Genomic DNA, 15,309 nt, shown 5'->3' on the forward strand with positions numbered 1-15,309 from the left:
ATCTTATTTTCATTCAAATTTTTGACAAAAATAATTTAGCGTGTTAGATTAGAAAAAAATCTAGATCAATAATCAGCGGTGATGAAGACGAGTACCAAGTAACTACCTGCCAGCGAATTGAGGATGGTGGAAGCTCAATCAGTATTTTACTTGGGAAGAACCCTTCGGAGTTTCTAACTGAACGACTTTTGTTTAGTAGGCTTAGACGTAACCAAGACGTTAAATTGGATGAGTAAGATTTTACTCATAGAGGGGTTTATTTATTAAACAAATTAGGTGGTACCGCGAATTAGCTTTTCGTCCTATTAACAAGGATGGAGAGCTTTTTTATTTATCTAAATAATTTAATTGAGGAGATTAAAGTGGAGCAAGAGTTAATTAAAGATTTATACGCAGAAAAAGAACATAGCGAAAAAAGCGTAACCGTTACGGGTTGGTTAAAAACGATTAGAGGTACTAAGCGCTTAAGTTTTATTGAAATGAACGATGGAAGTTGTTTACAAAATGTTCAAGTAATTGCCGAAGCAGATTTAGAAAATTATGAAGAAATTTCTAAACTTCCAATCAGTACAACGATTCAAGTTACTGGTGAAGTTGTTGATACGCCAAAAGCTCAGCAGCCTTTTGAAATTCACGCTAGTGAAGTTAAAGTGGTTGGCCATTCAGATGAAGATTATCCCCTACAGAAAAAGCAGCATTCTTATGAATATTTACGAACAATTGCCCATTTACGTCCAAGAACAAAAACTTTTTACGCTGTATTTAAGATTCGTTCACTAGTTGCTTTTGCAATTCATCAATATTTACAAGAACACGGTTTTGTCTATGTTAATACGCCGATCATTACGAGTAGTGATGCCGAGGGTGCGGGCGAAATGTTCCAGGTTACAACACTAGATTTGAACCATTTACCTAAAGATGACGAAGGAAAAGTAGACGAAAGCGAAGACTTCTTCAAGAAGGAGACTAACTTAACTGTTAGTGGTCAGTTAACAGGTGAAGCTTTTGCGCTTGCTTTGAGAAATATCTATACTTTTGGTCCAACTTTTAGAGCAGAAAATTCTCATACTACTAGACATGCGGCAGAATTTTGGATGATTGAGCCAGAAATGGCTTTTGCTGATTTAAACGATGTAATTGTAGTAATTGAAGGACTATTACAATCAGTAATCAAGTATGTTTTAAAAAATGCGCCGGATGAGCTTCAATTTTTGAATGATCATGTTGATTCAGATTTACTCAATAGATTAGAAGCGACAGCAAATAATAAATTTGAAAAAATTACATATACTCAAGCCATTGAATATTTAGAATCAGCTAAAGAAGAATTCAAATATCCAGTTAAGTGGGGAATTGATTTACAAACTGAACATGAACGTTATTTATGCGAAAAAGTGTTTCAGAAACCTGTATTTGTAACAGATTATCCAAAAGAAATTAAAGCATTCTACATGCGGGATAATGATGATGGTAAAACAGTTGCAGCAGTTGATTTATTAGTTCCTGGAATTGGTGAATTACTTGGAGGAAGCCAGCGTGAAGAACGAGTTGCTCAGTTAACTCAAAAAATTGCTGATTTTGACCTAGATGCTGATTCTTACAAATGGTATATGGAATTAAGAAAATATGGTGAAACTGAACATTCTGGCTTTGGAATTGGTTTTGAGCGTTTGCTGATGTTTGTTACTGGAATGGAAAACATTCGTGATGTTCTTCCGTTTCCAAGAACACCGGGAAATGCCGAATTTTAGTTTATTGAAAGTCTTCGTGAGAAGGCTTTTTTTCTGCACTTAATTAAAATAAAAACTTCTACAAATATGCAGTAGAAGTTTTTTAATACTCACGTTTATAGAGAGTTTAAAGCTCTAGATAGCCTTTCTAAGATATAAACAACAGGGACTTGAGTTGTCACGTTTAAAGTTTTGCTGACAATTTTCGACTCAAGTAAATAACAAAAATTTAAATCAGATAACTTTGAAATGGTATTATCAGAACTATTAGTGATGCTGATTACTTTTGCTCCTTTGGATTGAAAATTTAGAACTGGTTCAATCACTTGAGGAGTTTCACCGCTAACTGACAAGACGATTAAAGCTTTATCTTTATAAGAGCCGTGAGTTTTTTGAATTGGATAAAAGGGATCTTTAATTACGAATGAATTTTGTCCGTTGTTAGCAAATTGTCGTGCACCATATGCTGCCAAATCGCTGGATGTACCTATTCCAAAGAATAGAAAGTCTTTGCAATTTGATGTCAGTTCTTTAAAAATTTGAATTTGTTTATCATAACTTTCGATGATCGGTTGGTTAAAGTAATATTTAGCTTGGTAAGTAACATCATCAATTACATCATCCAATTGATTTTCTTTTTTTAATTGTCTGCATAAATCACTATAATGTTTAAAACCCATCTTCTGGATGGTTCTTACCACTGAAGCAGGAGATACATTTATTTTTAGTGCTAATTGGCGCAGTGAATAAGATGTAATTTGTTGAAGATGAGAAAGAATGTATTGGTAAATTTTCCATTCAGTTTTAGTGAAATGTGAATTTTGTTCCATAATTAAATCTTCTTTAATAAAAAGGATAGTAGTAATTCTACTATCCATAAGTAAATATTTCTAATTTGCTAACTTTTTGTATAGATCAACTAATTCACCAGCAAGATCTCTAAATGTGATAGCATTCATCATATGATCTTGGGCATGAACCATTAGTAATGTTACTTCTGTGTGATTGCCGTTAGCTTCTTGAGTCAGCATGTCGGTTTGAGAGTTATGTGCTTCAGTTAAGAATTTATCAGATTCTTTTAATTTGCTTTCAGCTAAATTAAAATCGCCACTTTTTGCAGCTTTGATTGCCTCGAAGGCAGATCCTTTAGCATTACCACCGCTCATTATCAATCCCATAATCGTCTGTAGATTTTTATCTTCTTCCATCTTTTACCCTTTTAATCAATTATAGATAATGCTTGGTCTAACACCTTAGGTCCATTCATCATTCCGTAATCTTGCATGTTGATTACTTCCACTGGGATTGAAACTCTATTTTTAAAATCATCCAACATATATCCAACTTGAGGTCCTAACATTAAAATATCCGGATGTTCGCTTTCTATTTTAGCATCTGCATCAGAAGCAGATGTTGCAAAAATCTTAGCGTCAATTCCTTTTTCTTCAGCAGCTTTTTGCATTTTACTAACTAGTAAACTTGTTGACATTCCTGCTGCACAAACTAACATAATTGTTTTTTCACTCATGATATTACTCCTTGTTATTTATAATTCAATCGGCAGCCAATGCCCGTTCTTGTTTTAATTTATCATTATCCATACTCTTAAAGAAAACCCAATAAATTAATAAATCTAAAACAATGTTAATAATTTGCATTACAGCACCTGAAATATGACCAGTTGCAATATATCCTGAAATAACAGGTGGAGTAACCCAAGGTACCATTACCCCAATTGTTTTAGCTACTAAGCCCAATTTCATAGCAAAGTAGGTTGTTGTTACATTTACTAATGGAGCAGCTATAAATGGAATGACCATTTTATAGTTTAGTACAATTGGCAGTCCAAAGATAATCGGTTCATTAACATTGAAAACAGCAGGCCCTACAACTAATTCACCTAATGTTTTATATTCCTTGCTTTTTGAAGTAAAAGCAATTAATAATGCTAATCCGATTGTTGCGCCAGAACCACCCATATGAATAAAGTTATCGTAGAATTGCTCTGTAACAATATTAGGCAGAACATGACCGGCTTTTAAGGCAGCAGCATTTTGTGCCATTGCAGTTAACCATATTGGTTGAAGAACCCCTGCTACAGTGTTGGATCCGTGGATTCCAAAAATCCATAGAATACTAATTACTAATTCAGTAACCAATGCCCCGCCTAAAGTATTGCTTAATTGCCCCAAAGGTGCTTGTAGGAAGAAAACAATCACATTTGGAATACTTTTCATTGGAGAAGCTTCGACAGCTAGACGAACTAACCAGACAACGATTAATGAAATTGCTCCAGGAAACAAAGATGCAAAAGAGTTACTAACTGCAGGCGGCACACTATCAGGCATTTTTATTGTTAAGTTTTTGTGGACAATCCAAACATATAGATCTGTTACGAAGAGTCCAACAATAATTGCAATGAATAAACCGGATGAATCTAGTTGTTTTAAAGGGACCCACATTTCGCCGCCTTTATCAGTTTTTAAGGGAATGGTTAAAATAAAAGCTGCAATTGCAATAATCATTGCAGAAAAAGCATCTACTTTGTAGCTTTTAGCTAAACTATAGGAAATTCCAGCAACGGCAACCAATCCCATAATATGAAATGAAGCGTTTGTTATATACTGAGCGACGTCGCTCCAATGCGGCCCAAAAACTTTACCCATAAAATTGAGATAAGCAGGAATTGGAAACTGAGCAATGATCATGAAAAAAGATCCGATAATAATTACAGGAATCGCTGCAGTCATTCCATCTCTCATTGCAACTAAATGCCTGGAAGCAGCTAGTTTATTAAAAAATGGAATTAATTTTTGATTTAAAAAGTTACTTGATTTTTTTTCAGACATATTTTTTACCTAATCCAATTTTTCTCCATTAGACTCAATGACACGTTTAAACCAATCAAATGAATCTTTTTTTGATCGTTTTAAAGTTCCTTGACCTTCGTCGTCTTTATCGACGTATATAAATCCATAACGTTTTGACATTTGACCAGTTCCTGCAGAAACTAAGTCAATGCAGCCCCAAGGAGTATAACCAATTAAATCAACTCCATCTTCAGTAACTGCTAACTTCATTTGTTCAATATGAGCTTTTAAATAGTCAATTCTATATTGATCATGTACGCTGCTATCAGCTTCTTTTTTATCAACAGCACCAAATCCATTTTCCACAATAAATTGCGGTACATCGTAACGATCAGCTAACCAATTCATTGCATAACGTAGTCCTTCAGGATCAATTTGCCAGTCCCATTCGGATTTTTTAACAAATTTATTCGAAACGTTATCTTCATGTTCATTGTAATGATAGTTTAAAGGCTCATCGTTACGAGCTTCTACACAACGAGACATATAGTAACTAAACCCGATATAATCCACAGTTCCTTGTTCTAAAACTTTTAAATCTTCATCAGTAATATCTAAATTCCAATTTTCATTGTCTTGGTACTGTTTTAGCCAATCGGGATACTTACCATGTGATTGAACATCTTGAAACCAGTAGCGGCTTTGCATTGCTCTCTCAGCTTTCATAATATCTGCAGGTTTTGGAGAAGCTGGATATAAAGGAACCATCGCAATCATTGAACCAATTTTAAAGTTAGGATTAATTTGATGTCCTATTTTTACAGCTATGGCACTTGCCACCAGTTCATAATGAGCAGCTTGATACATAGTTCTTTCAATGTTTTCATTTTGTTCTGGGATTAAACCAGAATTAGTAAAAATAGCAAAACTATTCTGGTAATCGGTTTGATTATTAATTTCATTAAAAGTCATCCAATATTTGACTTTGTTTTTATAGCGTTTAAATACAACTTCGGCAAAATTAGTAAAGAAATCAATTAGTTTTCGATTTCGCCACCCTCCATATTTCTCAACTAAATGGTACGGCATTTCAAAATGAGACAAAGTTATAACCGGTTCAATCTGATATTTTAGACATTCATCAAAAAGATCATCATAAAATTTTAATCCTTCTTCGTTGGGACCGGTCTCATCCCCATTAGGAAAAATTCTTGTCCAAGCAATAGAAGTTCTGAAACATTTAAATCCCATCTCTGCAAAGAGTTTAATATCCTCAGGATAATGGTGATAAAAATCAATAGCGTCATGGTTCGGATAATATAAATCGGGCTGAACCCCTTTTGTAATTTTACGTTCAACCCCATTAGCGCCGGCGGTCATAACATCAGCAACGCTGACCCCTTTGTGACCTTCCTGCCAAGCACCTTCTAATTGATGAGCAGCTACTGCTCCACCCCATAAGAAATTATTTCGTAATTTTTTCTTTCCTTGCACTCGTTCTTCTCCTTTTTTGATATCGCTTACAATTTGTAATTTATCATATTTTAAAGAGTATTGAGCCAATTTTAGAAGTAAATGTGTTTCATGAATGGAAACGAATTCTCCATTTGAAATCAAATATTTTGTAAGTAGGCACTTAAAACAAGTCTGTTATAAATTTTAAATTATTTAATTTTATTGCTGTTGAACTTATTAAACGTAGTTTGTAGAATTTTAAAAGTTATGAAACATTATTTTAGAATTCTGAAACAATAAATTAAAAAAATATCTTTATATTTTTTTTGGAGTGAACAAAAATAACTTTTTTTTTAAAGCATTGTTATTATTGGATGTTCTCATTTGTTGCGGAAGAAATGTTAGAGATTTTAGATTTTAAATGACCGCTTTTTGCTATAATCCGAGAAGTATTTGGTAATTTTTTTATGCCTTGAATAAATATATAGGATATTAAGCAACATAAGGCAGTTAGTAAAAACAACTGCCAACCAATAAGATTTAGATTTAATTTAAATATTTCAATAAATAACGGATGGATAAAAAAGATGAATTGCCCCAATTTTCTTAACTGACGAGAGATCTTTATATTGTTTTTAAGATTTAATAACTGCATTACTAAGAAAAATGATAGCGGAATAAGCGAGAACAAGAAATTTTTGTCGTCACCTTGGCGAAAGAAAATAAAACCAGTCTCTATGAACAAAAGAAAGAAGGAGCTGCATAGGAAGAATTTTCTTTTTTTGTAAAGAAGACTTTTTGGTTTTAAATCTGCAAGAAAAAATCCAATGATGATAAAAGGTAAAACGTAAAATAAACCGTTTCTAGTGGTGAAAAAAAGGCTCTTGTAGATGGTGTAAATTCTAAAAAGATTCGGATCAAGGATCTTGCTATACGTTTCACAGGATCCCAAAGTATAAAGAGTCATGGCAATGAGAAAAGTTATTTTTCTAGAAATTTTAAATAGATATTTAGCAATGTATAGACCTAAAAACAGAGCTGGAAAATACCATAAATGATAACAAACACCAGTGTAAAATAAGGCAATTATAAGAGCAAAAGGTGTTAGAAATAAAGGAATGTGTTTTTGTATTAAGAAGTGAATACAATAAGGGAGATAAAATAAGCTCCAAAATAAATAAGTTTTGATTTGACGAATGAAATATTTTCGATGGTAACTTTTATCAGCTTTTGACTTTTTTCTATAAAAGTAAGCGGTAGAAACAAGGAATAAAGGAACTGCAATTCTTGCTATAACAGTCTTTATAAGAAAGTGCATAATTTCGTTATTAAAGATTTGACCACAATGAATGAAGATAATCATGATAGAAGCGATAAATTGTGCAACATCCAAAGCAAAATATTTTTTCATTAGATTCTCCTTTTGTTCAATATAAAAAGGAGAAATCTAAAATCCTAGCAATGAATGGAAACATAAATGTTTCATTCTATTGCAAGAGCATTGAGAAAGGAAAAAAATTGAAAATTGGCGATATTATCAAAGAGGAAAGATTAAAAAGAAACTTAACTCAAGAAGACTTGGCGCAAGTTTTTTTCGTAACTCGTCAACTAGTTTCAAAATGGGAAAATAATCGGAGTTATCCTGATCTTGATCAAGTCGTCAAAATTAGTGAATTATTTGATTTACCGCTCGATTATCTTTTAAAAGGCGATCAACAGATGACCAATCAATTAAACTTTGACTCAAAGTTAAAGCATCGTTTGAAGTTATGGGGAGGACTTCTGACAGTCATTATTTCAAGTGCAATTTTAACGACTATCTTTTTTTTGTGGTTTTTTGATGAACCATCATTAACGCCTAAAGACATTGAAATTACAAAAATCGAAAAGATGAAGCGACCTGCAAAAACAATTGTTAACCGACATACGGGACAAAAGTGGGCCATTCCAGCAGACATAGAATATTTGATTCATTTTAAAACTAATAAACCATTTGTTGATTTGGCTCGGATTGCTGGTATTGTTGAGCGAATAGATCCTAGTGGAATAGAAATAGAAGTAACGGGACATCATAAATTTGGTCGTTGTGATACTGAATCTACCATTTGGGTTAGAGGGATGACTGAACCCGATTCTTTAGATTACAATTTCATCAAGGGTAAAGATTTGTATTTGTATAAAATTCCCCGAAAACCTTCAATTAAAAATGAAAGGCCCCAAGTATCAGATAGCTATAAATTTCTTAGTTGGGAGCAGTTAAATAATCTTCCGTTTACTAAATTTAAAATTAAATGATAAAAATACACGTCAACAAACCACTTTATGATAGTATATAAAACAGTGAAAATTTTTTTGCTTCACATTAATTTGCCAAATTATTGAGTAACGATAAGGAGAAAAGGATGCGTTTTGTTTTCTTAGTAACAGGTTTAGCATTAATCTTTTTTGTCGGTTGGTTAGTTAGTAGTGATCGACGTCATATTAAGTTTAAAAATATTGGAATTATGTTTGCCTTACAGCTGATAATTTCTTTTTTATGCTTGAATACAACTGGCGGGATTGATTTTCTAGGAGCCATTTCAGCTTTCTTTAGTTGGTTGATGGATCAGGCAGCAGGCGGGATCAACTTTGTTTTTGGTGGATTAGTAATCCAAAAAGGAGCTTCGGTTTTCTTCCTAAGTGTGTTAATGCCAATTGTTTTTATATCAGCTCTAGTCGGAATTTTAAATTACATTAAAGTTCTACCATTTATTATTAAATGGACAGGCTGGTTATTAAATAAGGTAGCAGGAATGGGAGAGCTTGAGAGTTATTTTGCGGTTTCCACGGCCATTTTAGGACAACCAGAAGTATTTTTGACCGTTAAAGATCAAATTCCGAAGTTAAATGAGAAAAGATTATACACAATCTGCGCTTCGGCGATGAGCGCAGTTTCAGCAGCAGTATTAGCTTCATATATGAAATTAATCCCGGGAAAATTTGTTGTTACAGCCGTATTTCTAAATATTCTGTCGGCGCTGATAATCTCTGGCATCGTAAATCCGTACGAATTGACTTCTGAACAAGAAAATGAAGTTTTGATTCCAGATGAAGATCTTCAAAAGGAGCCATTTTTTCAAGTATTAGGCAATTATATTTTAGACGGATTTAATTTAGCAATCACAGTTGCAGCAATGTTGATTGGATTTGTTGCTTTAGTTACTTTTTTAGATAATAGTTTTCAAGCAATATTACATATTAGTTTTACGAGAATCTTAGGCTATATCTTTTCGCCAATCGCTTTTTTGATGGGAGTTCCGTCAAAAGACATTACTCATGTTGGAAGTATAATGGCAACAAAACTTTTGACGAACGAATTTGTTGCAATGGGAGAAATTCAAAAGGTGGCAACAACTTTAAGTCCAAAAGCCTATGCTATTATTTCTGCTTACACGGTATCGTTTGCCAATTTTAGTGTAATCGGGATTGTTACTGGTTCGATTAAATCAATTAGTAGTAAACAAGGTGCAAAAGTTGCAAAAATGTCATTAAAACTACTTCTTGGTGCAACTCTTGCATCAGTTTTAACTGGAACGGTTGTCGGGTTATATTTTTAAAAATAAGACTATTATTGATTATTAATTTTTTTTATTTAAAATTATATATTAGTATTTATTATTTCTATTGGAGGAAAAGTTGTTTTGGATAATATTCAGTTAAAAACTCGTTCTGAATTAAAAAGAGAAGTAAAAGATTTATATCGTGGAAAATGGGGCACAGCAGTTAAATTAAACTTAATTCCAGTTATTTTAGAAATTCTTTTACGAATATTTGTCCTTGTAATTTTTTTTGCTATGATAGCTATAATAAGTTTCACAGGTAAGAGTTTAGATCTAAATTCGGCTCCTCAGATGTTTGTGAACGCAAGCAGTTTTATTGAAAGTTATGTCGGATTTTTAATTGGGATTGGAATCATGTTCTCAACTTTGGATTGGCTGCGAACCAAAGAGGCCCCAAATAAAGTACTAAAAAGTGTTTTTTCTGTGTTTACTAGGCGTTATTTTCTGGGAACTTTGGTTATTCAAATTTTAACAAATATTTTTACTATCGTATGGGGATTATTGTTTATTATTCCTGGGATCGTTAAATCATATTCTTATTCTCAAGCACAGTTTATCTTTAAGGATTTAGTTCAAGATCATTATGATAAAGATATTAGTTACTTTGAGTGTATCAGTCTCAGCAAAGAGATGATGAGAGGTAACAAGTGGCGTTTGTTTGTCCTTCAACTTAGTTTTTTAGGCTGGGATATTATTGAATTTATGACTCTAGGGATTGCCTCGTTTTGGACAAGACCTTATAAAAACGGAACATATGCTGCCTTTTATAAAGATTTAGCTGAAAAAACAGATGTAACATTCGAAGAAGAATAATAATTAAAGTTATTAATAAGGTCATCACTAAGTTGTGTTGGCCTTTTTGTTATGTCTGGTCTTTTATTCTAATCGCATAAGCGTCGAGAAGAATTCTGCTGATTACTTCTAGTGGAAGTCTTGAATGGACCTCAAATTCAGGGAAAAAAGAACTTTTTTGTTTATATCCAACAATAGAAATTTCGGAATACTCCATTAAGCTTCCATCGGGATTAGTAGTAATTGTAATTGTCGATACATTATTTTTAAGGGCAGTCTGAGAAGATTGAAGTAATGATTGAGTCTCACCATTTAAAGATACATAAATAATTAAATCTTGAGGTTTGATTCTCTTACTGATGGGAATAATAATATTTGGATCAGAATGAAATTCAGCAGTTTTATTTAAAAGCTGAAGTTTAATTTGCATTTCTTTTGCAGTCATCTCTGAAAATCCTTGGGCAAAGATGTAAATTTTTTTGGCTACTTTAATTTTTTGAACTGCGTCTTCAATATCACCCACATCAATCTTTTGAATTGTTTTGAGTACTTCATCTTGATTTTTTAAAACGACTTCTTTAATTTTCTGACTCATATCGCGAAAATTTGGAAAATTGTTGATATCGTTATTTTCTTGAATTACTGCTTGCCGGAAATTTGTGTAACCACTATACCCACGTTTTTTCATTGCGCGCACAATTGTAGCAGTGGAAACGTTGGCTTTTTCGCCGAGCTGAACGATTGATAAGTTAGGAATTTGGGTTCGATGTTGATCGACATAATCCCACAGATATTGTTCTGAGGTACTTAAATTATTTTTCATTATTTTAATTGTAAAGGATTTTCACTATTTGTGAATTATTTTAAGTTGTTTTGTAAACCTTTTCAAACAATCTTACCATAAAATAAAAATAAATAGGGAGGTAGAAAATGATTTATACGTTGACACTAAATCCAGCGATTGACTTATTTATCGAAACAAAGCATTTAGAAAAAAATATTGTCAATCGGACTAACAGTTACGATGTTCAAGCAAATGGAAAAGGGGTTAACGTTTCGTTAGTTTTGAAAATGTTAGAAGTTAATAACTGTGCTCTTGGAATTGGCGGCGGTTTTACTCTTGATTATATTGTTGATTTTTTAAAGGAAAAAGGAATTGAAACTGACTTTCTTCGGACGCCAGGTATTACAAGAATCAACGTTTTTACTAGAGTATTAGAACCTAACGAAGAATATAAAATTGTTAATCCTGGTCCGGCCGTTGATCAAGAAACGTTGAATCAATTAATGGATAAATTAAAAGAAATTAAAAGCGGCGACTATTTAGTGATTTCAGGAAGTTTTGCCAAGGGCATTGATCCAGCTATCTTGACCCAAATTGCAAAATTATCACAAACACAAGGTTTTAATTTAATTGTTGATACAAGTTATCAAGAAGTAACACAAATTCTAGACTTTCATCCTTTTTTATTAAAACCTGACAAAGAAGAATTGATGTCTTGGTTTAATTTGACTGAAGAGCCTGATATAGGAGGATATGATGATTTATGTCAGCAGTTAATAGATCGAGGAGCTCAAAGGATCTTGTTATCACTAGGTTCCAAAGGAGCACTTTACGTTGATAAGGATCATTCAATTTATGGAAATGCACCAAAAGGAGTAGTAGTTAACACAGCTTGTTCAGGGGATACAATGCTTGGAACTTTCATTGAAGGTTTGATAAGTGATAAATCACTAGGAACAAATTTGTCTTATAGCATTGCCGCTGGAAGTTCAACGGCATTTCAAGCTGGATTAACTGATTTTACAGATGTTATGGATTTGGAAAAACAAATTACGATTAAACACAGGAGGGGATAGATGAGTACGTATAAAATACTTGCGGTAACTGGATGTCCAACGGGGATAGCACATACTTACATGGCTCAAGAAGCTTTAGAAGAAGCTGCAAAAAAAAGAAATATTTCTATTAAAGTAGAAACACATGGACAAACAGGGATAGAAAATGAATTTTCTCAGTCTGAAATTGATAACGCTGATGGGATAATTATTGCTGCGGATAAGGCCGTTGGTATCGATCGATTTGATGGTAAAAAATTAATAAATGTTTCGGTATCAATGGGAATGAAAGAGCCAGATAAATTGATAGATCAAATTTTAAATGATTCCAGTGTACCAATTTATCATAGTAAAGACTCTGGTGAAAAGATGTCCACTTCTAATCAAACAAGTGGGAATGGCGTTTGGCATACAATTTATGTTGATTTAATGAATGGTGTATCACATATGCTGCCGCTTGTTGTCGCAGGTGGTGTTTTGACAGCAGTGTCATTCTTTTGGGGAATTTATTCTGCAGTTCCAGGTAATGTTCAATACAATTCGTTTGCCTATATCTTAAAAACAATCGGCGGAATAACCATGAATCTAATGGTTCCAGTTTTATGTGCGTATATTGCGGAAGCAATTGGTCAACAAACTGGATTAGTAGTTGGTTTTGCAACAGGAATGATTGCTTTTACAAATGGAACTGGATTTTTAGGTGGAATCTTAGGTGGTTTTCTTGCTGGATACATTGTTGTTTTACTTGAAAAAATATTTAGAAAACTCCCTAAATCATTAAACGGTTTAAAAGCAATTTTTATTTTTCCAGTATTGGGAGTATTTTCATCAGGTATTATTATGTGGTTCTTATCAACACCGATGAAAAATATTAATACCAGCATGATGTCATTCCTTAAGGGAATGCAAAACTCCAATCCAATAGTATTAGGCCTTTTGGTTGGTATCATGTGTGCAGCTGATATGGGAGGTCCAATTAATAAAGCAGCATATGTTACAGGTACAACTCTATTAGCGCAAGGTAATTATTACTTCATGGCTGGAGTTTCTGCAGCTTGTATCGCTCCCCCATTAGCAACAGGGTTTGCAGTTTTGCTTAATAAAAAGGCTTATAGTTCTAGTGAAAGAAGTGCGGGATATGTTAACTTTTTGTTAGGATCAACGCATATTACAGAAGGAGCAATTCCGTTTGCAACAAAAAATCCTTTAATTAATATTCCTATATTTATGGTTGGTTCAGCAGTTGCTGCGATTTTATCTTATGTTAGTAGAATCACTGTTCCAGCACCACATGGTGGATTTATTATTTTACCATTAGTAAATAAGCCATTTTTATGGGTGATCTATATTTTAATTGGAGCCTTAATATCTGGGATTTTATTAGCATTAGCAGCAAATATTGGTCAAGGAAATAAAGTTGAAGCCGCAACTAATAGATTAAATGGAGATACATCTGCAATTGATGTAAAAAGCAACAATTCTGCAAATAAACATTTGGATGAAGTTTTATCTAAAGAAAACATTAAGCTTGATGTTGAGGTTAACAATCAAAAAGAATTATTTGAATTTTTAGCAGACCAAGCAATTAAAGAAGGTCTCTCTGACAATAAAAATGCAATTATAACCAAGTTTGAAAAAAGAGAGCAAGAAGGTTCAACTGGGATGGAACAAGGGATTGCGATTCCCCATGCAAAAGATGATTCAATAAAAAAAGCTGCAATGTTTGTGGTTCGTTTGAAGGACCCGATTGAGTGGAAAACTTTCGATCAAAAGCCAGTCAATATTATTATTGGATTTTTCATTCCAGAACATGGAAGTCAGGAACATTTGAATTACCTCTCTCAAGTTTCTAAATTATTAATGCATGATTCATTTGTCAATGATTTGAAGAATAGTCAAACAGTTGATGAAATATATCAAATGTTTATTTCTCAAACAAATTAATATTAAAAATTTATTTAAAAATAATTTGGAATAAAAAACTAGTTAGTCTAATTACAGTCTAACTAGTTTTTTAAAATTAAAATTGTTAATTATTATACGCAGCGGATTTTCCTAATTCGTCGATTTTATCATAGAAAGCATCAGCATCAACGCTGGTGACGAAAGTAATAGGACGACCGTTTTCATCGTCTAAATAAGTTTTGCCAGCGCTAACGCCTTCTGTTATAACTGATGCTTTAATAATTTTAGAATCTACTAGTTCGGGGTAATTGCTGACCAGTGTTGTTAGAACATCCCACAAATAAGTTGTGGAGTTAATTTCATAAGAATGGTTGAGAGAATAACCTAAACCAATTAAATCAATTGCTGGATACTTACGTTGACTTGCCCAGTGGTAACGCAAATCATTAGTTAACGGTACCTGATTTGTACTGTCTAATGCGACAAGAACGATATCAAGATCTGATTTGAAAACAGCTTTAACAGCATAAGGATCCCAGTAAGCGTTCCATTCGGCGCTTCCGTCATGTTGAGGTTCTTTGACGTTTCCTTTTTCGTTGATAGCTCCTCCCATCCAATATAGACGTTCAATATTTTCTGTAATTTTAGGATTAACTTCTAGTGCACGGGCTAAATCAGTTAAGGGCCCAGTCATTACCAAAGTTACTTTACTTGGAGACGGCATAATTTTATCAATCATATCTAAATGAGCAGGTTTTTCAGCTAAAGGAGTTTTGATTTCTCTTTTTTCGTTTAAAATAGGAAAATTGTTAAATGTAAAAGCACTTAATCGCCATTCTTTAGGAAATGGATGGACAGCTCTAGAATTTGAACGAGCAACTGCAGATTTGCAGTCCGCTTTTTTAAAGATGTCAATCATTTTACGTGATGCATCTGATGCTGGGTCTATATATCCATCGGCGTCAGTTACGCCAACACCTATTACATTTACCTCAGGCATTTGTAATAGTAAAAGTAGGGAAACAAAATCATCAATATTACCGTCATGGTTCAAGTAAAAATTTTTCAAAATAGACCCTCCGTCATTTTTTTAGATTATATTAAAGTTTAATTATAATAGTACACCTGATATACTTCACAAAACAGGGAGATGTAATGAATTCAAATGATATTATCTAT

The 15,309-nt window shown here is 33.1% G+C and carries 14 protein-coding genes and 1 other annotated feature; of the genes, 6 read left to right on the forward strand and 8 right to left on the reverse strand.

The window, feature by feature from the left end; all coding sequences use genetic code 11:
* Positions 1 to 69 precede the first annotated feature (69 nt).
* Positions 70 to 308 (forward strand) — a binding site (T-box leader).
* Between the two features lie 54 nt (positions 309 to 362).
* The gene (gene asnS, locus R8749_RS02435) at positions 363 to 1,751 is read left to right on the forward strand and encodes an asparagine--tRNA ligase (protein ID WP_317697711.1); all 1,389 of its coding nucleotides are present in this window, start codon (positions 363 to 365) and stop codon (positions 1,749 to 1,751) included.
* A gap of 95 nt (positions 1,752 to 1,846) precedes the next feature.
* Here asnS and R8749_RS02440 read toward each other — a convergent pair whose 3' ends face one another.
* From R8749_RS02440 to R8749_RS02465, 6 genes are all read right to left on the reverse strand, one after another.
* On the reverse strand, positions 1,847 to 2,608 hold the full coding sequence (locus R8749_RS02440; RefSeq protein ID WP_317697713.1) for a MurR/RpiR family transcriptional regulator: 762 nt from the start codon (positions 2,606 to 2,608) through the stop codon (positions 1,847 to 1,849).
* Between the two features lie 12 nt (positions 2,609 to 2,620).
* Positions 2,621 to 2,938, reverse strand: a complete 318-nt coding sequence (locus R8749_RS02445) for a PTS sugar transporter subunit IIA (protein ID WP_317697715.1) — start codon at positions 2,936 to 2,938, stop codon at positions 2,621 to 2,623.
* 11 nt (positions 2,939 to 2,949) lie between these two features.
* Entirely contained in the window at positions 2,950 to 3,258 is a 309-nt protein-coding gene (locus tag R8749_RS02450) for a PTS sugar transporter subunit IIB (RefSeq protein ID WP_317697717.1), read from the reverse strand.
* Between the two features lie 25 nt (positions 3,259 to 3,283).
* On the reverse strand, positions 3,284 to 4,579 hold the full coding sequence (gene celB, locus R8749_RS02455) for a PTS cellobiose transporter subunit IIC (RefSeq protein ID WP_317697719.1): 1,296 nt from the start codon (positions 4,577 to 4,579) through the stop codon (positions 3,284 to 3,286).
* A 9-nt stretch (positions 4,580 to 4,588) separates the two neighbouring features.
* On the reverse strand, positions 4,589 to 6,034 hold the full coding sequence (locus R8749_RS02460; RefSeq protein WP_317697721.1) for a 6-phospho-beta-glucosidase: 1,446 nt from the start codon (positions 6,032 to 6,034) through the stop codon (positions 4,589 to 4,591).
* A gap of 328 nt (positions 6,035 to 6,362) precedes the next feature.
* A complete protein-coding gene (locus R8749_RS02465) occupies positions 6,363 to 7,406 on the reverse strand; it encodes an acyltransferase family protein (RefSeq protein WP_317697724.1) in 1,044 nt (347 codons plus the stop codon).
* 107 nt (positions 7,407 to 7,513) lie between these two features.
* Between R8749_RS02465 and R8749_RS02470 the strand changes: the two genes are divergently transcribed.
* From R8749_RS02470 to R8749_RS02480, 3 genes are all read left to right on the forward strand, one after another.
* Complete coding sequence (locus tag R8749_RS02470; protein ID WP_317697726.1) at positions 7,514 to 8,290, forward strand: helix-turn-helix domain-containing protein; 777 nt, start codon at positions 7,514 to 7,516, stop codon at positions 8,288 to 8,290.
* A gap of 107 nt (positions 8,291 to 8,397) precedes the next feature.
* On the forward strand, positions 8,398 to 9,591 hold the full coding sequence (locus R8749_RS02475; protein WP_317697728.1) for a NupC/NupG family nucleoside CNT transporter: 1,194 nt from the start codon (positions 8,398 to 8,400) through the stop codon (positions 9,589 to 9,591).
* Positions 9,592 to 9,675: 84 nt separating this feature from the next.
* Positions 9,676 to 10,407 carry a DUF975 family protein gene (locus tag R8749_RS02480; RefSeq protein WP_317697731.1) on the forward strand — a complete coding sequence of 244 codons (732 nt, stop codon included), beginning with the start codon at positions 9,676 to 9,678 and terminating at the stop codon, positions 10,405 to 10,407.
* A gap of 49 nt (positions 10,408 to 10,456) precedes the next feature.
* On the opposite strand, the gene R8749_RS02485 is transcribed toward R8749_RS02480, so the two are convergent.
* The gene (locus tag R8749_RS02485; RefSeq protein WP_317697733.1) at positions 10,457 to 11,209 is read right to left on the reverse strand and encodes a MurR/RpiR family transcriptional regulator; all 753 of its coding nucleotides are present in this window, start codon (positions 11,207 to 11,209) and stop codon (positions 10,457 to 10,459) included.
* Positions 11,210 to 11,316: 107 nt separating this feature from the next.
* On the opposite strand from R8749_RS02485, the gene pfkB reads away from it, so the two are divergent.
* Positions 11,317 to 12,246, forward strand: coding sequence for a 1-phosphofructokinase (gene pfkB, locus R8749_RS02490; protein WP_317697736.1), 930 nt, complete (start codon positions 11,317 to 11,319; stop codon positions 12,244 to 12,246).
* On the forward strand, positions 12,247 to 14,169 hold the full coding sequence (locus R8749_RS02495) for a fructose-specific PTS transporter subunit EIIC (protein ID WP_317697739.1): 1,923 nt from the start codon (positions 12,247 to 12,249) through the stop codon (positions 14,167 to 14,169).
* Between the two features lie 85 nt (positions 14,170 to 14,254).
* Here R8749_RS02495 and R8749_RS02500 read toward each other — a convergent pair whose 3' ends face one another.
* On the reverse strand, positions 14,255 to 15,199 hold the full coding sequence (locus R8749_RS02500) for a nucleoside hydrolase (protein WP_317697741.1): 945 nt from the start codon (positions 15,197 to 15,199) through the stop codon (positions 14,255 to 14,257).
* Between the last annotated feature and the right edge of the window lie 110 nt (positions 15,200 to 15,309).

It is taken from the genome of Xylocopilactobacillus apis (assembly GCF_033095965.1).
In the GTDB taxonomy this organism is placed as follows: domain Bacteria; phylum Bacillota; class Bacilli; order Lactobacillales; family Lactobacillaceae; genus Xylocopilactobacillus; species Xylocopilactobacillus apis.

What these genes read in the sequence shown, in the direction of transcription:
- R8749_RS02440 (WP_317697713.1), bottom strand. Translation starts at nt 2,608, where the DNA reads ATGGATAGTAGAATTACTACTATCCTTTTTATTAAAGAAGATTTAATT.
- R8749_RS02445 (WP_317697715.1), bottom strand. Translation starts at nt 2,938, where the DNA reads ATGGAAGAAGATAAAAATCTACAGACGATTATGGGATTGATAATGAGC.
- R8749_RS02450 (WP_317697717.1), bottom strand. Translation starts at nt 3,258, where the DNA reads ATGAGTGAAAAAACAATTATGTTAGTTTGTGCAGCAGGAATGTCAACA.
- celB (WP_317697719.1), bottom strand. Translation starts at nt 4,579, where the DNA reads ATGTCTGAAAAAAAATCAAGTAACTTTTTAAATCAAAAATTAATTCCA.
- R8749_RS02465 (WP_317697724.1), bottom strand. Translation starts at nt 7,406, where the DNA reads ATGAAAAAATATTTTGCTTTGGATGTTGCACAATTTATCGCTTCTATC.
- R8749_RS02475 (WP_317697728.1), top strand. Translation starts at nt 8,398, where the DNA reads ATGCGTTTTGTTTTCTTAGTAACAGGTTTAGCATTAATCTTTTTTGTC.
- R8749_RS02485 (WP_317697733.1), bottom strand. Translation starts at nt 11,209, where the DNA reads ATGAAAAATAATTTAAGTACCTCAGAACAATATCTGTGGGATTATGTC.
- pfkB (WP_317697736.1), top strand. Translation starts at nt 11,317, where the DNA reads ATGATTTATACGTTGACACTAAATCCAGCGATTGACTTATTTATCGAA.
- R8749_RS02495 (WP_317697739.1), top strand. Translation starts at nt 12,247, where the DNA reads ATGAGTACGTATAAAATACTTGCGGTAACTGGATGTCCAACGGGGATA.